Below are 20397 nucleotides of genomic sequence, written 5' to 3' on the forward strand. Positions count from 1 at the left end.
ACGTTGATAGGTTGGGTGTGTAAGCGCTGTGAGGCGTTGAGCTAACCAATACTAATTGCCCGTGAGGCTTGACCATATAACACCCAAGCAATTTGACTACTCGAAAGAGCATCAGATTGCGGTGTGTGAAGACGAAAGAACCGAAAGTTCGACTCTTGCAAAACACCGAAAGCTGTCACATACCCAATTTGCTGAAGCGAGGCCGACCGGCCACGACTCAGTACCCGAATTTCTTGACGACCATAGAGCGTTGGAACCACCTGATCCCATCCCGAACTCAGCAGTGAAACGATGCATCGCCGATGGTAGTGTGGGGTTTCCCCATGTGAGAGTAGGTCATCGTCAAGATTAAATTCCGAAACCCCTATCTGCGTATGCAGGTAGGGGTTTTGTTTTTGTCGTAGAAAAAGCACGATCAATCAAGCACAAATTGGCGCAGTTATTTTTGTCCCGGGACACTAGAATAGGTCCAACTTTTTCAGAGTCAGAGCGCTTATGCCGGATTCGGTTGACGCCAAAGAGCTGTCAGAAATACCACTGGAAAATCTGGTTGCCTGCCATGAGTGCGACTTGCTCATGCGTAAACCCGAACTCGCCCATGGCGAAAAAGCCATGTGCCCGCGCTGTGGCTACGAGCTTTATGCCAATCGGTACAACGTCGTACAGCGCAGTCTCGCCCTTGTCATAGCCGCTTTGTTGTTGTTTATTCCGGCGAACTTTTTACCCATCATGCAGCTCAATCTACTCGGGCAGTCTTCGCAAGACACTGTCTGGAGCGGCGTTGTTGCCCTTTTTGACACGGGTATGCAAAGCGTTTCAGTGATTGTATTCCTGTGCAGCATGGGGATCCCGCTGCTCAAGCTGCTGTGCCAACTGACCGTATTGTTGAGTATCCGTTTTGATGTCGGACGCAGCTACGGCTTGCTGCTCTATCGCATTTATCACCATATACGCGAATGGGGGATGCTCGAGGTTTACTTCATGGGCGTACTGGTGGCGATCGTAAAACTGGCAGATATGGCAGCCATCACCGTAGGCCTCGGCTTGGTGTGCTTCATTGGTTTGTTGCTGATTCAAGTCTGGCTGGAGGTCGTAATGTCTCCACACCAGATCTGGCAGGCGTTATCAGGAGAGGATGCCCATGCGGGCGATTGATGCGGGCATTCTGATTTGCAAGGAATGTCATGAATTGAACAGGCAGGAAGCTGATACCGATGAGCAAGTCTGTACGCGCTGCGGGGCGCTGGTACACGCCCGCAGCCCGAATAGCCTGGTGCGCACCTGGGCATTGCTGATTACCGCCGCCATTCTTTACATACCGGCCAATTTGCTGCCGATCATGACCGTGAACTCCTTGGGCAAAGGTGCGCCGAGCACGATCATGGCAGGTGTGATCGAACTGATGCACTACGGAATGTTCCCCATTGCGGCCGTGGTGTTTATCGCCAGTATCGTGGTGCCCACGTTCAAACTGGTGGGTATCGCTCTGCTGCTGTTTTCCGTGCAGCGCCGTCAGCCCCTTTCGGCTCGTCAGCGTATCTGGATGTACCGTTTCATTGAATTCATCGGCCGCTGGTCGATGCTCGATATCTTTGTGATTGCCATCCTCGTGGCGGTCGTGAATTTTGGGCGGCTTGCCAGCATCGAAGCCAATCTTGGCGCCATCGCTTTCGCCACGGTGGTGATTCTGACGATGCTTGCCGCGGTAACTTTTGATCCCCGACTGATTTGGGATAACACGGAGTCGGACGACGACCATGACTGATTTGCCTGTAGCGAAAACCCGACCGGCTTCGAACTGGTCTGCCATTTGGGTGTTGCCCCTGATCGCCTTGATCATCGGCGGCTGGCTCGGCTGGCGTGCCTATAACGAGACCGGTATCGAGATTCAGGTGCGTTTCGAGAGCGGCGAGGGCATTCAGGCCAACAAGACCGAAGTTGTCTATAAAGGCATGTCGGTCGGTAAGGTCAAAAGTCTCAAGCTCGATGACGAAGGCAGTTCCAAAGGCGTGATCGCCAGCATCGAAATGAACAAGGACGTAGAGCCATACCTGCGAACCAGCACGCGTTTCTGGCTGGTCAAGCCGAGCGTGACGCTGGCAGGGATTACCGGTCTCGAGACGCTGGTTTCAGGTAACTATGTCGCCATCAGCCCGGGGGAAGGCGAGCCGGTCCGCAAGTTCAAGGCCCTGGCCCAGGAACCGCCGCTCTCCGATGCCCAGCCCGGTCTGCACTTGACTATCAAGGCCGACCGCCTGGGCTCGCTGAACCGTGGCAGTCCGGTGTTTTACAAACAGATCAAAGTGGGCCAGATCAAAAGCTATGTATTGTCCGAGGACCAGAACACTGTCGAGCTCAAGGTCTTCATTGAGCCGACTTACGCCAAACTGGTGCGCAAACACACACGTTTCTGGAATGCCAGCGGCATCAGCATCGACGCCAATCTGTCGGGTGTGAAGGTCCGCAGTGAGTCCCTGGCCAGCATCGTCGCCGGTGGTATTGCGTTCGCCACACCCGAAAACCGCAAGGACAGTCCGCCTACCGATCCGAGCCTGCCGTTCAGACTCTATGAAGACTTTGACGCCGCCGCCGCCGGTATCCGGGTGAAGGTCAAGCTCAGTGATTTCGACGGCTTGCAGGCCGGTCGCACACCGGTGATGTACAAGGGTATTCAGGTGGGCAGCCTGAAAACGCTGAAGGTCGATGCGGATCTGTCTGGCGCAACCGCCGAGTTGACGATGGACCCATTGGCCGAGGATTACCTGGTCGAAGGCACCCAGTTCTGGGTGGTCAAGCCGTCGATTTCCCTGGCGGGGATTACCGGCCTCGAAGCGTTGGTCAAAGGCAACTACATCGCTGTGCGGCCTGGCGACAAGGGTTCGGCGCCACAGCGGGAGTTTGTAGCCCGGGCCAAGGCACCGCCGCTGGATCTGCGTGCACCGGGCCTGCACCTTGTTTTGTTCACGGAAAACCTCGGTTCGCTGGAAGTCGGCAGCCCGGTTCTCTACAAGCAGGTCAAAGTCGGCTCCGTACAGAGTTATCAGTTCTCCCGCAAAAAGAAACAACTGATCATTGGCGTGCACATCGAGAAGGAATATGAAGGCCTGGTCAACGCCTCGACGCGCTTCTGGAACGCCAGTGGCATCACCCTCACGGGCGGACTGACCGGCGGGGTCCAGGTTAAAAGCGAGTCATTGCAAAGCTTGATGGCCGGCGGCATTGCCTTCGAGACCCCGCAGGACAACGCCCCGTTGCAGAAGCGTATTCCACGTTTCCGTCTGTTCGCGAACCATGAAGACGCTACGCAGAAGGGCGAAGTCATCACGCTCAAGCTCGATCGCGCTGATGGCCTGCGTACCGGCACTCCGATTCGTTTCAAGGGGCTGGATGTCGGCAAGGTGGAGGATGTTGATCTCAGCGAGGACCTGCAATCGGTGCTGTTGACCGCGCGGATTACCGAAGTGCCAGAGCGCATTGCCCGGGTCGGCAGTCAGTTCTGGGTGGTCAAGCCTGAACTGGGCCTGATCAAGACGTCCAACCTCGAAACCCTGGTGACCGGGCAATACATCGAGGTACAACCGGCGCCGAAGAACCTGGGACCGCAGAAGAACTTTGTCGTTTTGGCCGCCGCGCCCGAAACTGCCAAGCAGGAAGCGGGATTGAGTCTGGTGCTGAGCGCGGCACGTCGCGGTTCGCTGAAGGCCGGCGTGCCGGTGACGTATCGCGAAATCACCGTGGGCAAGGTGACCAGCTATGAACTGGGCCAGACCGCTGATCGCGTGCTGATCCATATCCTGATCGAACCGAAGTACGCGCCATTGGTACGCAGCGGTACACGATTCTGGAACACCAGCGGTTTCGACTTCGATGTCGGCCTGTTCAAAGGTGCAACGGTGCGTACTGAATCACTGGAGACGATGATTCAGGGCGGTGTCGCCTTTGCCACGCCGGATGGCGAGCGCATGGGTAGCCCGGCGCGACCGGAGCAGACGTTCGCGCTGTTCGACAAGTTCGAAGAGGAGTGGCTGGGCTGGGCGCCGAAGATTTCCCTCGGTAAATAGTCGGAGGGTTATGTGGCGTCAGTGATGACGCCTTCGCGGGCAAGCCCGCTCCCACAGGGGGGCTGGGTTGTTCCTGAAGATATGCGAACAAATGTAAGAGCGGGCTTGCCCGCGAAGAGGCCCTGAAGTTCACTGCAAAGCTAAATGACACACCTATGAAAAAAGGCCGCGATCCATTGGACCGCGGCCTTTTTATTGCCTTCGATTCAAGCCTCAGACCGCATCCAGCTCCGGTTCATCCGCTTGTTCGTTGATCGTCGCCCTTACCTGATCGTGACGACGGATGTACTTCCAGTCCGCCTCATCGATGTAGATACCGGCCGGGCCGCTGCCACCTTCCAGGTCGATGGCAACACTGGCGCAGACCTGCGGCTTCACGCTCGCCAGGATCGGCACGAAGCCCAGTTGCAGGCTGGTTTCCAGCAATGCGGCCTGGTTCTTCTCATCGATGTCCGCCGCCTCGTCGAGGTAGTACGGCAGGCGCACGCGACCGGCCTGGTCACGGTCCATCAAGTGCAGCAACAAGTACATGTTGGTCAGCGCCTTGATGGTCATGGTGGTGCCGTTGGACGCCGCGCCGTCGATGTCGGTGTGGATCACCGGTTGGCCGTTGACCTTGGTGATCTCGAACGCCAGTTCGAACAAGTCCTTGAGGCCGAGCTGGTTGTGGTTGGCCGCCACCAGCCGCGCCAGGTATTCCTTGGCCTCTTCGTTCTTGTTGTCCTGCTCGGCACTTTGGCTCAGATCGAAGACCGACAGGGTTTCGCCTTCTTCGTACTGACCTGCGCTGTGAATGATCTGGTCGATGTGCTTGAGCGCTTCCTTGTTCGGTGCGAGCACGATGCGGAAGCTTTGCAGGTTGGAGACCTGGCGTTTGTTGATCTCGCGGTTGAACAGTGCCAGTTGGTGTTCGAGGCTGTCATAGTCGCTGCGGATGTTGCGCAGGGTCCGGGCAATGTCCGTCACGGCGGCACGGCGAGCCTTGCCCAGGGTCAGGGCTTCGTCGGTACGGTGCGCATAGGCGTTGATCAGCAGTTGCAGGCGCCGCTCCATATCGTCTTCGCTGTCGAACTTGGCCACGCCCTTGAGGCGTACCTGAGCGTACAGCGCTTCGATCTGGCCGTCGGCCCGCAGCAGGCCTTGCCAGCTGTCCTGATAGTCGTTGAGCAGTGGCAGCAGGTTGTCCATGGAATCGTCGATCGGGTCCATGAACGGTGTGCCGAACGGCAGGTCCGCGGGCAGCAACTGACGGCGGCGCAGGGCGTCATCGAGGGTGCGTTGCTTGGCTTCCATGTCGCCGATCTGCCGGCCGACCAGCTGCAGTTTGGCCGACAGTTGCTGGACGCGCTCGGTAAAGGCATCGCTGGAACGCTTCAATTCGTCCTGTGCGGCTTCCATCTGTGCCATCTGTTCCAGCTTGTCGCCTTCCTCGGCGCTCAGGGTTTGCGCGCGACGGAAATCCTCCAGGGCTTTCTGCGCATCCAGCACTTGCTGGTACAGCACTTCAGTCTGGGTCTTGCTCGCGGCGCGGTCGGCCGCCACGGCCTGCTGGGTCTTCAGTTGCTTGAGTTCTTTGTCCAGGCGCTCCTTCTGGTCGCGCAGGGCTGCGCGGTCAGCCAAGGCCTGCAGCGCCGGTGGTTCGATGTGCGAGATGTCGATGGACAGGCCCGGCACTTCGAAGCGTTCGCCTTTGAAACCGTCGAGGATCAGCTCCACGGATTTGACCCACTCGCCGTCGTCGTCGAGGGTGATCCCGTGTTCACCCAGCGGCAGGCTGAACAGTGCGCTGTTGAACAGGCGCATCAGGCGTTCGACGTCTTGCTGCGAGAATTCTTCGCGCAGGCGGGCGTAGCTGTTGTTATCGGCGTGATCGAGTTGCTGCTTGACCGACTTCAGGCGTTTTTCCAGGTCGCGCAGGCGTTCGTCCAGGTCTTCGGCGCTGAACTGGCGCGATTGTGCCAGCGCACCGGCCAGTTCGTCGTGGGCGTCCTTCGCGGCCAGCAGTTGCTGTTCCAGCACCTTGACGTCATCGACCAGGGCAAAGCGATGCTTGAGTACGGACAATTCGCCGAGCCAGCGCTGGATGCCGGTGATTTCCCGCTCCAGGCGCATCAGTTCCTGAGTACCGCCGCGCTGGTCGTTTTGCAGGGCATCCTGCTCATTGCGGTAGTGTTCGGCCTGAATGGTCAGCTCTTCCTTGCGCGCACTGGCGTAGTCCGACCAGGTGCCGAGCAGCGAATCGAGCAGGGGCGAGATCCGGTGCAGCTTGCCACGCAGGATGTCGCGTTGCTTCACGCCGTTGGCCAGGGCTTCGACCAGCGGGCCGGCGGCGACCAGCGAGTTGTAGTCCTGCTCCATGCGTCGTACATCGCGGAACGCTTCTTCACACGCGGCGATGTAGTCGACGCTGCCGGAACGCAGGCTGTGCTCGAAGGCATCGAGGAACAGCTGCTTGAGCTTGGCCGCGGTGATTTCGCGCATGTGCAGCAGGTTGATGAACAGGGCGCGGAAGGTCTTCAGGCTCTGCTCGCTGGTGGAACGCAGCGGGATCAGCGTCAGGTCCAGCGGGATCGAAGTGTGACCTCCAACCAGCAGGCGGCGCAGTTCGTCCGGCTTGAGTTCGTAGGCTTTCAAGCCTTCGCGCTCAAGGTTGGTGAACAGTTCTTTCTGGCGCAGGCAGGTGTCGTTTTTCTGGTAGTGGGCCAGGTCCAGTTTGCCGGCATAGGCAAAGAACTGGTGACCGAAGCCGCCGCCCGGGCCGCGACCGACCACACCGATCACGTGGGGGCCGTGGGGCAGGTTCACCTCTACCAGGATGTAGCTGGTGTCCGAGGCGAAGTAGAAGCGCCGGGACTGCTCCAGGCTGTACTTGCCGAAGCTCATGTCCGACATGCGCGCCAGGATCGGGAACTGCAGGGCGTTGATCGAGGCGGATTTACCCAGGTTGTTGGCGCCGTATACCGATAGCGGCTCTTCCAGCGGGAACAGGCCGAGGCTGTAGCCGGCGGTGTTCAAAAGGGCAAAGCGGCGGATGCCGTAACGTTCCTTGCTCATGCGTCGAGCTCCTGTTCTTCGGCGATGGCGCGGGCTAAGGCGTCTTCTTCGCTCTCGTCTTCAAATTCCGCGAGGTCGAGCGGGTCATCGGTCTGCAACAGCTTTTCGTCGCTGTCTTCGTCGATCAGGACCGGCACCGGCAACGGCAGGACACTGTGCAGGCTGGCGGCCAGGTCGCGGTCCTGCTGCACCGACAGGCACACATCGAGGAAGCGGTGCATCGGCGGCAGGAAACGGTAGACGCCGTTCTCTTCGCTGGCGAAACCGAGCTGAGTCATGCGGCGCATGATCTTTTCTTCGAGCTCGTCCTGGGTCTGCACTTCGGCCTGGATGAACAGGTCGCGGTACTTTTCCAGCAGCGACGGCAATTCATCGCGACCGAGGCTGCCGCCGTCGAGCACGGCGATCGGGTCGCGGCCCTGATCGGCCAGGTGCTCGACGAGGATAAAGGTGAACAGCGCCAGACGCTGGGCGGTCTTGTTCACCGCCGCCGCTGCGAGGTCCGGCACGAAGTAGTAGAAGCCACGGGTGTCGCAGACCAGTTCAAAGCCCAGGGCCTTGAACAGCGTGCGGTACTGGTCCTGGAAGTTCGACAACTGCGCGTACAGCTCCGGATCGCGGCGGCTGACGTGATAACCCTTGAACAGCTCGCGAAAGATCGGCGCCAGCTGGGACAGTTCGGATAGATCAAGATGCATAGGGAGTGCTCGCAGAATCCTCGGCGGCGGTGTCGCTGACCGAGAGCAGGGCGAAGGAGCGCAGGCTGACCTGGTGCTCGTGAGTATGGTATTCGCGACGTTCCAGGCGCTCGCGCTTGAAGCGTTTTTCCCGCGACAGGCGCGAGAACCAGTACAACAGTTCGTCGGTGGCACCGTCCGGTTCCTGCTCCAGCAGCCAGGTCATCAGGTCCGGCATCGGCAGGGCGTCTTCGCAGCGTTCGAGCATTTCCCGAACGGTGCGTGGCGCCCGTGGCGCTTCGCCTTTCTGGGTCTTGTGAGCCTTGGGGAAGCGCGCCGGTTTCGGTTCGAAGCGAGCCAGGGCATAAACGTAGGCTTCGACCTGGCTGGCACTGCCGAGGAAGGTGCTCTGTGGGCGAGTGAACATCGGCATCGCCGCTTGCGGCACGGCGTCGATGCCTTTGCGGCGGATCATCGACAGGGCCAATGCGGCGCCACGGGTCACGGCGTTGTGCCGGCGCGCCTCTTCGCGCAGCGGCAGCAGCAGCTCGCGGGCGTGACGCAGGGTCAGCTGGGCGCTGGTCTGCATTTCGAGGATGCGCGCGTGGGTGCGCACCAACATGTCGTCGTCGACCAGGTGGCCGAGGCGCTGCTGTTCGCTGAGCATCTTCAGCAGGACGGTTTCGACCTTGCGCACGCCTTGTTCGAAGGCGCCGTCGGCGTTCACCAGATCAATCATCGGCTCGACGTATTCGTCCCAGGTCGCCAGCACTTCGGCGTAACGCTGGCGCAACGGAATCTGCCGGTCGCTGGTTTTCGCCCGTTCGGCGACGGCCACCAGTGCCTGTTCGTCGTTATCGAGTTTTTTCAGCACGTCACGCACGCGCATGTCGAGCAGGCGCAATTGGCGGGCGAGGTCGTTGCCGTCGCGGATATCGAATGCGTCCTGGATATAACCGGCCAGACGCTCGAGGTGGCGCAGGTAGGCTTCGATCTCCAGGCACAGGCCCAGACGGTGTTCACGGCGCAGATAGGCGAGGAAGTCGTGAATCTGCGCATTGAGCTCGAAACGGTTCGGGCTTTTGGCCACGGGAACCAGGATGTCGAGGCGAATCCACACATCCAGCAGGCTGGTGATGTCCTGCGGCGTACTGTCGAGTTGCTGGGCGGCCAGTTGCGTGCGCAGTTCGTTCAGGCTCAGTGTGCCTTGGTCGAAGTGCTCGCACAGTGGCTCCAGAAGTGCCCAGTGTTCAGCGAGGGCGCGCAAGACGCGCTTGGGTTCGATCATCGGAATGGCCGGCTGGTTGGCGATTAAAAGCCGCGATTGTACTGCATCGGGGGCAATGCGATTCACTCTCGGGACGGACTGTCGCCTTCTTTTCGGTAAGGTGCATCGATCAACTGCGGGCGATCTTCAGCGAACGGCGGTAGAATCAGCGCACTTTAGTTATCCACAAGTGGCCGACCTTTGCTTATCGAGTCCCGTCGTCGCGCTTATCTGGCCGCCATGCAGGTGGTCAACTGGCTGCCGCGCACCGAATTGCCCTTTGCCGCGCCGTCGCGGCCCGAGCTGCTCGAGATTCCCGAGCCGGTTGTGGTCGCGCCTGTCGTGCCCGCTGTTGTGGCCGATACGCCCGTGGCGCCTGTGGCCAAGCCGGCCGAGCGGGTGAAGATCGAGGTGCCACGGCCATCGCTGGCCAGCACCCGCACCGGCGCGAAACCGGTGGAAGAGGCCGAAGAGACGCCAGCCGTGGTCAAGGCACCCATCGTGCCGCCCCCGCGTTTCGCCCTGCAATTATTGCGGGCCGGGCGTTGCCTGCTGCTGGTGGAGTTACCCACAGGTGAATCCTTCCAGACTCGCGATCCTGCCTACCTGCTGCTCAAGGACATGCTGCGCGCCGCCGGTCTGCCGGACAGTCCGCAGATCGTCGGTGAGCCGGTGCATTGGCCGTTGTTGGTGCGTGGCACGATGGATCAGGGCCCGGAAGCGGCCCGCGACTTCGTGCAAGGTTTTCTCTCGGTGCGCATGGAAGAAACGCCCTGCGCCTGCTTGTGGCTGATCGGCTTGCCTGCGGTGCGATTTGCCGGCGAAGCGGATGCCGAGGCGTTCAATCGCGAATTGCAGATCGAAGGCCTGGGCTCGGCCTGGGCGGTGCCGGGCCTGGAATTATTAATGGAAGAGCCACAGCGTAAGGCTGATGTCTGGCAAGCCATGCGTCGGCTGATGGCGCGCTGGAAAGAATCGAATGAGTGACGCTGTATCGTTTCGCCCGATGACCGAGGCGGACCTGGAAGCTGTACTGAAAATCGAATATGCGGCCTATAGCCATCCCTGGACCCGCGGGATTTTCCTCGATGGCCTGGGCAAGTATCAGATCTGGCTGATGTTCGAAGGTCAGCAACAGGTCGGCCACGGTGTGGTGCAGATCATCCTCGACGAGGCGCACCTGCTCAACATTACGGTCAAGCCGGAAAACCAGGGCCGGGGCCTGGGGCTGACATTGCTTGAGCATTTGATGTCGATTGCCTACAAGGCCGACGCCCGGGAGTGTTTCCTGGAAGTGCGCGACAGCAATACCGCGGCGTTCAAGCTGTATGAGCGATATGGTTTCAACGAGATCGGCCGGCGTCGGGATTACTACCCGGCGGTGGGCGGGCGCGAAGATGCAGTGGTCATGGCCTGCACTTTGGTGGATTGAGCCTCAAAAGCTTCGCGAGCAAGCCCGCTCCCACATTTGGAATGCATTCCCCCTGTGGGAGCGGGCTTGCTCGCGAAGGCGGCTGAACAGGCACTAAAAAATTATCGCTTGCCGTCCATCGGATCGCGCTGAGCCAGTTCAGCCTCATCCAGGCCATTGCCACCGCCGATATCGTCCTCATCGACGATGCTCAGGTCCCAATCCGCACGGCTATCATTGCCCGCCTCATGGGCATCCCGGGCGCCGTCCTCACGGATCAGGGTTTCCGGGCTCAAGTCGTCATCGGTAGGTTGATGGTCACCGGTCGAGGCAGCGGTCAGGCCCGCTTCACTTCCGCGCTTGCGCGGCAGCAGTCGCTCGCGCTCCTTTTCCGGCAGTTCGTCACCGATTCTGGTGCCGGGTTCTTCTTCGTCGAAATCCAACTCACGCACCGAGCCCATGCGGTCTTCGTTGTCATCGACGGGTTCCGGTTGCACCGCATCGTACGGACGTCGTGAATCATTCATGGCAATTCCTCATACTGTAGTCCCTACTACGGTTGACCCCCGTGGCTACCGAGAATTCCACCGGCATGGAGCCCCGTATTCCGGATCAGGAGAGCATCTGCATTTTCGCGCGTGACCCCGACGGACGGTTGTCAGTCAAAGCTGCGCATCATTCTTGAGGCTTCAAAGCATGAACGAATTACAAGATCTGATTGATAACAACGAGCGTTGGGCCGCTGCGATCAAGGAGGAAGATCCTGACTTCTTCGCCAAGCTGGCTCGCCAACAGACCCCAGAGTTCCTGTGGATCGGTTGTTCCGACGCCCGGGTGCCGGCCAACGAGATCGTCGGCATGCTGCCGGGCGATCTGTTCGTACACCGTAATGTGGCCAACGTCGTGCTGCACACTGACCTCAACTGCCTGTCGGTGATTCAGTACGCGGTCGATGTGCTCAAGGTCAAACACATCCTTGTCACCGGCCACTATGGTTGCGGCGGTGTGCGCGCTTCGATGCAGGATCGCCAGTTCGGCCTGATCGACGGCTGGCTGCGTTCGATTCGAGATCTCTACTACGAGAAGCGCGAAGAACTGGCCAAACTGGCCACCGAAGAGGAACAGGTCGACCGCCTCTGCGAACTCAACGTGATTCAGCAAGTGGCCAACGTCGCCCATACCAGCATTGTGCAAAATGCCTGGCATCGCGGGCAGAGCCTGTCGGTCCACGGTTGCATCTACGGCATCAAGGACGGTCGCTGGAAAAGCCTGAACACCACCATCAGCGGCTTCGAGCAACTGCCGCCGCAGTACCGCCTGCGTCCGGTCGACCCTCAGTAATACCCGTCAATAATGACGTTGCCGACGCCAGCGTTGCAGAAACGCCTGGCCGTCGGCGTTTGGCGACTCGTTGTAGCCGGTAATCCAGCCACGGCACTCGTATGAGCCGCACTGGCAGGCAAATTGGCGTTGCAGTTTGTCTTCGGTGGCGGCGAAGTCCATGGTCAGCCAGTCCCCCTTGCTGATGTCCTTCAGCGCCCATAACCACAACTCGCTCAAGTCCAGAAAGACATTGGGGTCGCAGGAGTGTCGCAACAGTCCGCAGAAGCGCGGGTCGTAGACGTGTATGCCCGGGGCGAGCTGGCGGGTATGCCGGCAGCGGTAGGGCAGCAAATGCCCCGACGCCCGGCAGATACGGGTGATTCGCGGGAATTCGCGCCGTGCGGCAATACCCGTGGCTTCGCCCTTGGCGTTTTCAATGATTTCGAAGTCGGCCAGGGAAGGAAATCCCAGGCGAACGGGCAGCTCCGAAAAGGGGTAAACACCTTGCGGCGGTTGTGGGCGTTTTCGTTGAGGGGCGTGAGCTTTCATAACAATCCCTGTCTGCTGGGTGCTGCTACTTCCTTGCACCGACGGTCCTGTCAGCACAGCAGCACATGGGTTCAGCCCAAGCCTCTCGCAGATACCACGGGCGGTCTACTGTCATAAGTGACAGATTTTTTCGCCGTTCATCGGGTTACAGCGGCGGAGCAGGTTTCGCCGTGGCGGGTGCCGGGGCCTTGAGCTGCTTGAGCTGGGACACGATCGAAGCTGTCGCGCATTTGCCCACAGCCTGTTGGGGCGACAGGTTGCGGATCGAGGTGTAGAACAGCTCGCAGGTTTTTTCTTTCTGGGCCACTTGCCAGGTTTGCCTGCAGGTATTGAGCTCAACGTCCGGATTGCTGTCCGGTTGGCGGCCCATGGCGGCCTGCCAGCACGCAGCACTCAAATCCTGACCCATGACTTTCAGGCCTGCCGCATCGGCCTTGGCCTGGGCGTCACTGCCGGTGTAGCTTGCCGGATCGGCGGCATACCAAATGTAGCTCGGATGGTTGGAGCCCAGCACAGGGACTTTCACGCCGTTGTCCGGGGTGATCTGGACCAGGCCCAACACGTTCACCGTCTGCCCGTATTGCTCTTTGATCCAGTTACGCACCGGTGCGCCGAAGGCGACCATCGGCAGGGCTGCGCCGCTGGCGTTCAGGCTGACTTCCTTGACCATGGTGGTCTGGTAATCCTTGAAGTAGCCGTAGACGCCTTCGAGGTCTTTGCCCGCGTTGGACGGCGCGGCAATCGGGGCGATGTCGATGATTGTCTGGTAGCCCGGTGTCTGCCCGGCCGGGATGCCGTTGGCAGTCAGCAGCGTGGCCCAGCGATCCGTAGTGGCGGACCTCAGGTAATCCTGGGCCTGGGTCAGCGAATAGTCTGGCGGGAAGTGCAGCAGTTCGACGCTTTTGCGATTTTCCAGGGCCATACCCAACGGCAGGAACAGGTACCAGCTATACGCCCACTTGCCATCGGCATTCAGTTTGCTGGCGCCGTTGTAGGCCAGGTCACCGGCGTCGAGCAGCGCGGCCAGAGGCTTTTCATAGCCGTTGGGTACGCCGCTGATTTCGGCATAAAGCTGATTGTTATCGGTCTTGATCAGAACCTTCGCTCCGGTGTAGCCATCACGCTGCACGCTTTGGGTCAGGTAATGCTCGACGGTCTGTTCAAGTGTCCAGTTGCGAAAGCAGATCACGTTGCAGTTGTTGGGATAGGCGAAGAGACGGGTAACGCGTTCGGTACTGCCCAGTTTCAGGGCGACATCGGCGTGGGCAGCGGCGCTCAGGGTGAGGGCCGCGAGAGTCAGTCCTGCAAGTTTTAGCATGCTCAGATCCTTTTCAGCGTGGTTTCCCGTTGGCGTGGGTGCTACATACTGAAACCGCAGGCGGCGGTTGGTCTAGAGGGGGGAGGTAAAAAGCTGTCAGGCAACGTGCACTCTCAATGTGGGAGAAACCACAGTGGGAGCGGGTTTGCTCGCGATGGCGTCGGCACATTCAGTATCAATATGTCAGTGACATTGTCATCGCGAGCAAGCTCGCTCCCACAGGGTTCTATGTCATCACCACCGCTTGGTTCACGGCATCACCGGCGGCGTATACGTCAGCGTCGTGCCCAGTGCCCACAGCAAAAACAGCACCAGTGGCGTGTGCACCAGCAACTGCACGAACGAGAAACCGATCAGGTCCCGCGCCTTCAACCCCAGTACGCCCAGCAACGGCAGCATGTAGAACGGGTTGATCAGGTTCGGCAAGGCTTCGGCGGCGTTGTAGATCTGTACGGCCCAGCCCAGGTGATAGTTCAGGTCATTGGCCACCTGCATCACGTACGGCGCTTCGATGATCCACTTGCCGCCGCCGGACGGAATGAAGAAGCCGAGGATCGCCGAGTACACCCCCATCAGCAGGGCATAGGTGTCGTGGGAGGCAATGCTGACGAAAAAGGTCGAGATGTGGTGCGCCAGGGTCTGCGCATCGGCACCCTTGACCGTAGTCATCAGTGCGGCGATCGAGCCGTACAGCGGGAACTGGATCAACACACCGGTGGTGGTCGGTACCGCACGGGACACGGCATCCAGAAAGCTGCGCGGACGCCAGTGCAGCAGCGCACCCAGCATGATGAACAGGAAGTTGTAGGTGTTCAGCCCGGAAATCGCGCTGATGGCCGGTTTGGTCGAGAACTCATGGAACAGCCATCCGGCTGCCAGCAGCACCAGCAGAATCGTCAGCAGCGGGCTGTGTTCCAGCCATTCGCCGGGGCGGGTGCGTGGTTGCAGCGGTGGCAGGTTGAAGCTTGGGTCGATCCCGCAGGCGTTGGCGTCTCGTGCGGAGTTCGGGCCGGGGGCGGTGGCGTAGGCAACGATCAGTGAAACGATGATCAGAGCCAGCAACATCACACCGGACTGCCAAAGAAAGATCGTCTGGGTGAAAGGGATCACCCCGGTGATCGACAGGATCGACGGCGGCAGGCTGGCCGGGTTGGCCTGCAATTGCGCAGCGGACGATGACAGGCCCAGGGCCCAAACCGCGCCGAGGCCCAGGTAGACAGCGGCACCGGCGGCGCGGTAGTCCATCTTCAGATCGGTTCTGCGGGCCAGAGCGCGCACCAGCAAACCGCCGAACACCAGCGACAGACCCCAGTTCAGCAGCGACGCAACCATGGAAATCAGCGCCACCCAGGCCACGGCGGAGCGGCCGTTTTTCGGGATTTTCGCCAGGCGGTCGATCAGCTTCACCGCCGGTGGCGAACTGGCGACCACGTAACCACCGATTACCACGAACGCCATCTGCATGGTGAACGGGATCAGGCTCCAGAAGCCGTCACCGAACGCCACCGCGGCATCGGTGGGCTTGGCACCCATCGCCATGGTGGCCAGGGCCACGATAATCACCGCCAGGGCAGCAAACACCCAGGAGTCGGGAAACCAGCGTTCGGCAAAACTTGAACAGCGCAGGGCAAAGCGGGCGGAGCGGCTATCTTCGATATCAGCGGCCACGGGGGTACCTCGGATTTATTATGTTTGTAGTGGTCTTCGGGGCAGTAACCGCCCGTCTGGACAGGCGCCAACATTAATTCAAGCCGAGGACTTTTGCGGGGCTGTTTCGTGGCTATGGGACTTTGGTCTAACGGGTTGTCCGCCGGTGCATTTGCGTAGACCATGGGCGCCTTGGTTTTTGCCTATGCCAGAGTTCTTTTCATGACTAACACCGATTCGCGCCCGACGCCGTTCAGCCGCTCGGACTACAAGACCCTGGGGCTCGCCGCTCTCGGCGGGGCGCTGGAAATCTACGACTTCATCATCTTCGTGTTTTTCGCCCTGACCCTCAGCCAGTTGTTCTTCCCGCCGGAAATGCCCGAGTGGCTTCGATTACTGCAAAGCTTCGGGATCTTCGTCACCGGTTACCTGGCGCGACCGTTGGGGGGCATCCTGATGGCGCACTTCGCCGACCGTCTGGGGCGAAAGAAAGTCTTCAGCCTGAGCATCCTGATGATGGCGTTGCCCTGTCTGCTGATCGGGATCATGCCGACCTACGCGCAAATCGGCTATTTCGCACCCTTGCTGCTGTTGGCCCTGCGCATCCTCCAGGGCGCGGCGGTGGGCGGTGAGGTACCCAGTGCCTGGGTATTCGTCGCCGAGCACGCACCCATTGCCCACCGCGGCTATGCCTTGGGCTTCTTGCAGGCGGGGCTGACCTTCGGCTATTTGATCGGGGCATTGACCGCGACCTTCCTGGCGCAGGCGTTCACTGCGGCGGAAATTCTCGATTACGCCTGGCGTTATCCCTTCCTGTTGGGCGGCGTGTTTGGGGTGATTGGCGTGTGGCTGCGTCGCTGGCTCAGCGAAACCCCAGTGTTCACGGCCATGCAGGCGCAGCGCGAGGCGGCTGGCGAACTGCCGCTGCGTACGGTCTTGCGCGAGCATCGCCTGGCCATTTTGCCGGCGATGATTCTCACTTGTGTGCTGACTTCGGCCGTGGTGGTGTTCGTGGTCATCACCCCGACCATGATGCAGAAAACCTTTGGTATGACCGCCAGTCGTACCTTCGCCTTGAGCGCGCTGGGCATCGTGTTCCTGAACATCGGCTGCGTGCTCGCCGGGCTGCTGGTCGATCGCATCGGCGCCTGGCGCACGGTGATGCTCTATAGCCTGCTGCTGCCGCTGGGCATCGGCGTGCTGTATGCCTGCCTGATCATGGGCGGCGACTGGATCGGCCTGGCCTACGCGGTGGCCGGGCTGTCCTGCGGGGTAGTTGGCGCGGTGCCATCGGTGATGGTCAGCCTGTTCCCGGCGCGGATTCGCGTTTCGGGGATCTCGTTCACCTACAACATTGCCTATGCCGCATGGGCGAGTGTCACACCGCTGTTGTTGATCGGTCTGATGCCATGGAGCCCATGGATCTGCGTGATGTTCAGTGCGGTGATGGGCGCGGTGGGCATGGGCAGTGCGGCGTACTTCGGTGCGCGGATGCCGAGAATCGCAGGCTGTCCTGCGGCTGGCGCGCATTGATCGGGCATGTCGTAACTATTTTTTGTAGGACAAGCCTGAAGCACGCTTAAGAAAATGTTTCCAAGGCCGATGGTTAGGCTGCATATCGCTTTCTACCCCTGTCCATCGGTGCTTTCCCATGTTCAATAAACGCTTGAAGCAGGAGCTGTCGGCTCTTCGTGAAGAACTCTCCAGCCTCCAGCAAGTGAAGGAAAGTCTGGAAAGCGAAATGCTGGTGCTGACCCTCGACAGCAGCGGGCGGGTTCAGTCGGTCAACCAGAACTTCCTTGGCGAAATGCATTACAAGAGCGGCGACCTGATTGGCCGACACATCGACGATCTGGTCCCGGATCAAGTGAAATCCGATGAATTCCAGCTGCGCTTCAAGAACGCGTTGACCCGTGGCGAGCACTTCGCCGGCGCAGTGCGTCTGTTGCGCGGTACCGGCCAGGAAGCGTGGTTGCGTTCGATCCTGCAACCGGTGCGCTCGGCGGACGGGCGGATCAAGTGTTTTTCGATCTTTTCCAGCGACCTGACCCGCACCATCGAGGCCTCCCGCGAACACGAGAACCTGATCGGCGCGCTGGTGCGCTCCACGGCGGTGATCGAATTCGACCTCAACGGCAACGTGCTGACCGCCAACGACCGCTTCCTCAGCGGTATGGGTTACAGCCTGGCGCAGATCAAGGGCAAGCATCACCGCACCTTCTGCCTGCCGGAAGAATACAACAGTGACGCATACCATAACTTCTGGCGTCGCCTGAATGCGGGCGAGTACGTGGCCGACCGTTTCAAACGTGTCGACAGCCATGGTCGTGCGGTCTGGCTTGAGGCGTCCTACAACCCGGTGGCCGATGCCAACAATAATCTCTACAAGGTGGTGAAGTTCGCCACGGTGATTACCGATCAGGTCAATCAGGAGCAAGCCGTCGCCGAGGCGGCCAACATCGCCTACAGCACCTCGCAGCAAACCGACCAAAGCGCTCAGCGCGGCAACGCCGTGGTGACCCAGGCCGTGGACGTGATGCGCGACCTGGCCAGGCATATGCAAACCGCCGGCGATGGCATCGAAGCGCTGAACGAGCAGTCGCTGGTGATCGGTACCATTGTCAAAACCATCAGCGGCATTGCCGAGCAGACCAACCTGCTGGCGCTCAACGCGGCCATCGAAGCGGCCCGTGCGGGCGAGCAGGGGCGGGGGTTCGCCGTGGTGGCTGATGAGGTCCGGCAACTGGCTTCGCGCACCAGCCAGGCCACCGACGAAATCGTCCTCGTGGTGCGGCAGAACCAGGACATGGCGCGCAACGCCGTAGCGCTGATGACCGACGGCAAGCTTCAGGCCGAGCAGGGCCTGGCACTGGCGGCGGAAGCGGGTACGGTGATTGTCGAGATCCAGGACGGCGCGCAGAAAGTGGTCAACGCGGTGGGGCAGTTTGCCAATCAACTCACCAACTGACCTGAGATCAGCTCTTGGTGGGAGCGGGCTTGCTCCGGGCGGCATTCCGACGAAAGCGGTGTGTCATTCAACCCAGCGGTGACTGAATTGACGCCTTCGCGAGCAAGCCCGCTCCCACAGGGTTACGTGGGCGCTACAATCGGCTCTTTTCCCCCAGGAGCAGACTTCCATGAGCGTTCCCCACCGCCGTCCGGTTCCCTTGTCCAAGGCATATCGTCTGCTCAATCATGGCCCGACCGTGCTGGTCAGCGCAGCCCACGGTGGTCAGCGCAATATCATGGCGGCAGCCTGGGCCATGCCGCTGGATTTCGAACCACCGAAAATTGCCGTGGTGCTGGACAAGTCCACCTGGACTCGCCAGTTGCTGGAAGCCTCGGGCACGTTTGTGCTGAACGTTCCATGCGCTGCACAGGCCGACATTGTGCAGACCGTCGGTTCGACCTCCGGCCTGGAGTTGACCCAGGGCCAGGGGCGCGACAAGTTTGAGACCTACGATCTACAGACGTTCACCGGCCAGTCGGTTGATGCGCCGATGCTCGAAGGCTGCGTGGCCTGGCTGGAGTGTCGCCTGTTGCCGGAGCCGAACAACCACCAGCAGTACGATCTGTTCCTGGCTGAAGTGATTGCCGCCCAGGCTGACGAGCGCGTGTTCAGCGAAGGCCGCTGGCACTTCGAAGGGCAAGACGCCTTGCGCACCTTGCACCACGTGGCGGGCGGGCACTTCTTGACCATTGGTGATCCAGTGGACGGCAAGACCTTGCAGGCGTGAGGCGGCCAGCGCTCAAATCCAGACATCATTCTCGGCCGTGCGCTCGCCACCTTCGCGGCCGGTATTGAGCACGCCCTTGGGTTCGATCAGCAGGAGTTTTACCTCCTGCCCCGCGCTGGGTTTGTGCTCGACGCCTTTGGGCACCACATACATCTCCCCGGCGTTCACCAGCACATGGCCATCGCGAAAGTCGATACGTAACTGGCCTTCCAGAACGATGAAGGTTTCGTCGGTATCGAAGTGGTCGTGCCAGATGAAGTCCCCCAGCAGCTTCACCACCTTGAACTGGTAGTCGTTCATTTCGGCGATGACCCGGGGCGACCAGTGCGAATCGATCCGGGCGAGTTTTTCCGCGAAGTTCAGGCTTTCGTAGGCGTTCATCATGGGGCTCTCGTGGTTGATCCTGGGTCACGATAGCCAGCAATCCGGCGCGATTCTTGAACGATTGTGCGTGGCTCAGCGCCGCTGCAGGTTCAGCCAGCGGGCCGGTGGCAAGCCGTAGGTTTTGCTGAATTGCCGAGTCATGTGGCTCTGGTCGGTGAAGCCGGCGATCAGCGCGGCGCTGACCAGTGTCTGCCCCTGAGTCAGCAGCGCGCGAACCATGTCCAGGCGTCGCATGGTCAGGTAGCGATAGGGACTGGTACCGAACAACAGGCGAAAATCCCGGGACAGGCTCCAGCGATCCCGGCCACTGTGTTGCGCCAGCTCATCGAGTGTCACGGTGCGATCGAGGGCGCTGTGGATGTATTCCCGCGCGCGCTGCGCGGCCACGTAATCGAAACCCGAGCGTTTGGCTGTCACACCGGAAACGGTGCTCAAGGCCTGCGCCAGATCGAACAGCGCATCCTGTTCTTCCAGTGGATCGAGCGGGTAATCAAGGCTGCGCAGCAAGGCTCCCGTGGCGGCAAACAGGCGGGGGTCGTTCGACAGTCCGGTCTTGATGAACGGCAGCGGTTGGCCGCCGAGCATCTGCTGGATCAGCGCCGGTTCGATGTACATCATCCGGTACTGGAAACCGGACTCGGTGCCGGCCTCGCCATCGTGGGCTTCGTCCGGGTGCAGCACGATCGTTGCGCCTGGCTGGCTGTGACGCCAGCCACCGCGATACTGAAAGCTCTGCACCCCGGCCAGGGTGTGGCCGATGGCATAGGTGTCGTGGCGGTGAAGATCGTAGCCATGGCCGGCAAAAAACGCCTCGAAACGCTGTAGCCCGCCGACATCGGGCGCGCGATGGAACCAGTCATTGCGAGGCGGGTACTTGGCCATGGTGATGATTGTCTTGAGCTCGATGCTCAACACGGTAACCCAGTCAGCGACTCCCTGTCTTCTGATCGCAAGGCGACAGGTACGCTA

General features: G+C 60.4%; 17 protein-coding genes, 2 rRNA genes and 2 pseudogenes. 12 read left to right on the plus strand and 9 right to left on the minus strand.

Annotated features, from left to right (window positions below):
- The 5 genes from ABIE16_RS00005 to ABIE16_RS00025 all read left to right on the plus strand — a co-directional run.
- A 23S ribosomal RNA gene (locus ABIE16_RS00005) occupies positions 1-76 on the plus strand; the annotation flags it as partial.
- 156 nt (positions 77-232) lie between these two features.
- Positions 233-348, plus strand: a 5S ribosomal RNA gene (gene rrf, locus ABIE16_RS00010).
- 147 nt (positions 349-495) lie between these two features.
- Positions 496-1155 (plus strand): paraquat-inducible protein A, encoded by a 660-nt coding sequence (locus tag ABIE16_RS00015; protein WP_057713288.1) that lies wholly within the window; start codon positions 496-498, stop codon positions 1153-1155.
- On the plus strand, positions 1142-1765 hold the full coding sequence (locus tag ABIE16_RS00020) for a paraquat-inducible protein A (RefSeq protein WP_007997011.1): 624 nt from the start codon (positions 1142-1144) through the stop codon (positions 1763-1765). The genes ABIE16_RS00015 and ABIE16_RS00020 overlap by 14 nt, the downstream gene beginning before the upstream one ends.
- The gene (locus tag ABIE16_RS00025; protein WP_340312894.1) at positions 1758-4061 is read left to right on the plus strand and encodes an intermembrane transport protein PqiB; all 2304 of its coding nucleotides are present in this window, start codon (positions 1758-1760) and stop codon (positions 4059-4061) included. Before ABIE16_RS00020 ends, ABIE16_RS00025 begins: the two co-directional genes overlap by 8 nt.
- A gap of 213 nt (positions 4062-4274) precedes the next feature.
- On the opposite strand, the gene mksF is transcribed toward ABIE16_RS00025, so the two are convergent.
- Genes mksF through mksB form a run of 3 tightly spaced genes read right to left on the minus strand, consistent with a single transcriptional unit; the run spans position 4275 to position 9080 of the window.
- On the minus strand, positions 4275-7115 hold the full coding sequence (mksF, locus tag ABIE16_RS00030; protein ID WP_057713290.1) for an Mks condensin complex protein MksF: 2841 nt from the start codon (positions 7113-7115) through the stop codon (positions 4275-4277).
- A complete protein-coding gene (gene mksE / locus ABIE16_RS00035; RefSeq protein ID WP_057398076.1) occupies positions 7112-7813 on the minus strand; it encodes an Mks condensin complex protein MksE in 702 nt (233 codons plus the stop codon). Before mksE ends, mksF begins: the two co-directional genes overlap by 4 nt.
- Positions 7803-9080 carry an Mks condensin complex protein MksB gene (gene mksB, locus ABIE16_RS00040; RefSeq protein ID WP_429520358.1) on the minus strand — a complete coding sequence of 426 codons (1278 nt, stop codon included), beginning with the start codon at positions 9078-9080 and terminating at the stop codon, positions 7803-7805. Before mksB ends, mksE begins: the two co-directional genes overlap by 11 nt.
- A gap of 219 nt (positions 9081-9299) precedes the next feature.
- Between mksB and ABIE16_RS00045 the strand changes: the two genes are divergently transcribed.
- Together ABIE16_RS00045 and rimI are read left to right on the plus strand one after the other, a co-directional pair.
- On the plus strand, positions 9300-10046 hold the full coding sequence (locus tag ABIE16_RS00045) for an energy transducer TonB (protein ID WP_429520605.1): 747 nt from the start codon (positions 9300-9302) through the stop codon (positions 10044-10046).
- Positions 10039-10491 carry a ribosomal protein S18-alanine N-acetyltransferase gene (rimI, locus tag ABIE16_RS00050; protein WP_007981794.1) on the plus strand — a complete coding sequence of 151 codons (453 nt, stop codon included), beginning with the start codon at positions 10039-10041 and terminating at the stop codon, positions 10489-10491. The genes ABIE16_RS00045 and rimI overlap by 8 nt, the downstream gene beginning before the upstream one ends.
- A 101-nt stretch (positions 10492-10592) precedes the next feature.
- On the opposite strand, the gene ABIE16_RS00055 is transcribed toward rimI, so the two are convergent.
- Positions 10593-10997: a serine kinase/phosphatase gene (locus ABIE16_RS00055; protein ID WP_429520359.1), complete on the minus strand. Its 405-nt coding sequence runs from the start codon at positions 10995-10997 to the stop codon at positions 10593-10595.
- A gap of 169 nt (positions 10998-11166) precedes the next feature.
- Between ABIE16_RS00055 and can the strand changes: the two genes are divergently transcribed.
- Complete coding sequence (gene can, locus ABIE16_RS00060) at positions 11167-11811, plus strand: carbonate dehydratase (RefSeq protein WP_057713295.1); 645 nt, start codon at positions 11167-11169, stop codon at positions 11809-11811.
- A gap of 6 nt (positions 11812-11817) precedes the next feature.
- Here can and ABIE16_RS00065 read toward each other — a convergent pair whose 3' ends face one another.
- The 3 genes from ABIE16_RS00065 to ABIE16_RS00075 all read right to left on the minus strand — a co-directional run bounded on the left by ABIE16_RS00065 (position 11818) and on the right by ABIE16_RS00075 (position 15328).
- Entirely contained in the window at positions 11818-12342 is a 525-nt protein-coding gene (locus ABIE16_RS00065) for a lysine methyltransferase (RefSeq protein ID WP_340312896.1), read from the minus strand.
- 145 nt (positions 12343-12487) lie between these two features.
- Positions 12488-13660: a hypothetical protein gene (locus tag ABIE16_RS00070; protein ID WP_057713297.1), complete on the minus strand. Its 1173-nt coding sequence runs from the start codon at positions 13658-13660 to the stop codon at positions 12488-12490.
- 249 nt (positions 13661-13909) lie between these two features.
- Entirely contained in the window at positions 13910-15328 is a 1419-nt protein-coding gene (locus ABIE16_RS00075) for a short-chain fatty acid transporter (RefSeq protein WP_057713298.1), read from the minus strand.
- A gap of 201 nt (positions 15329-15529) precedes the next feature.
- Between ABIE16_RS00075 and ABIE16_RS00080 the strand changes: the two genes are divergently transcribed.
- The 4 genes and pseudogenes from ABIE16_RS00080 to ABIE16_RS00095 all read left to right on the plus strand — a co-directional run bounded on the left by ABIE16_RS00080 (position 15530) and on the right by ABIE16_RS00095 (position 19044).
- Positions 15530-16840 (plus strand): MFS transporter, encoded by a 1311-nt coding sequence (locus tag ABIE16_RS00080; RefSeq protein WP_328587071.1) that lies wholly within the window; start codon positions 15530-15532, stop codon positions 16838-16840.
- A gap of 208 nt (positions 16841-17048) precedes the next feature.
- Positions 17049-17687 (plus strand): annotated as a pseudogene (locus ABIE16_RS00085) (PAS domain-containing protein); the annotation flags it as partial.
- 150 nt (positions 17688-17837) lie between these two features.
- Positions 17838-18275 (plus strand): annotated as a pseudogene (locus ABIE16_RS00090) (methyl-accepting chemotaxis protein); the annotation flags it as partial.
- A gap of 169 nt (positions 18276-18444) precedes the next feature.
- Positions 18445-19044 (plus strand): flavin reductase family protein, encoded by a 600-nt coding sequence (locus ABIE16_RS00095; RefSeq protein WP_340312899.1) that lies wholly within the window; start codon positions 18445-18447, stop codon positions 19042-19044.
- A gap of 12 nt (positions 19045-19056) precedes the next feature.
- On the opposite strand, the gene ABIE16_RS00100 is transcribed toward ABIE16_RS00095, so the two are convergent.
- Both ABIE16_RS00100 and ABIE16_RS00105 read right to left on the minus strand, forming a co-directional pair.
- Positions 19057-19425, minus strand: coding sequence for a cupin domain-containing protein (locus ABIE16_RS00100; protein WP_057716562.1), 369 nt, complete (start codon positions 19423-19425; stop codon positions 19057-19059).
- Between the two features lie 75 nt (positions 19426-19500).
- On the minus strand, positions 19501-20310 hold the full coding sequence (locus tag ABIE16_RS00105; RefSeq protein ID WP_429520606.1) for an AraC family transcriptional regulator: 810 nt from the start codon (positions 20308-20310) through the stop codon (positions 19501-19503).
- Between the last annotated feature and the right edge of the window lie 87 nt (positions 20311-20397).

This window comes from Pseudomonas sp. 2725 (assembly GCF_050434585.1).
Classification (GTDB): Bacteria; Pseudomonadota; Gammaproteobacteria; order Pseudomonadales; family Pseudomonadaceae; genus Aquipseudomonas; species Aquipseudomonas jessenii.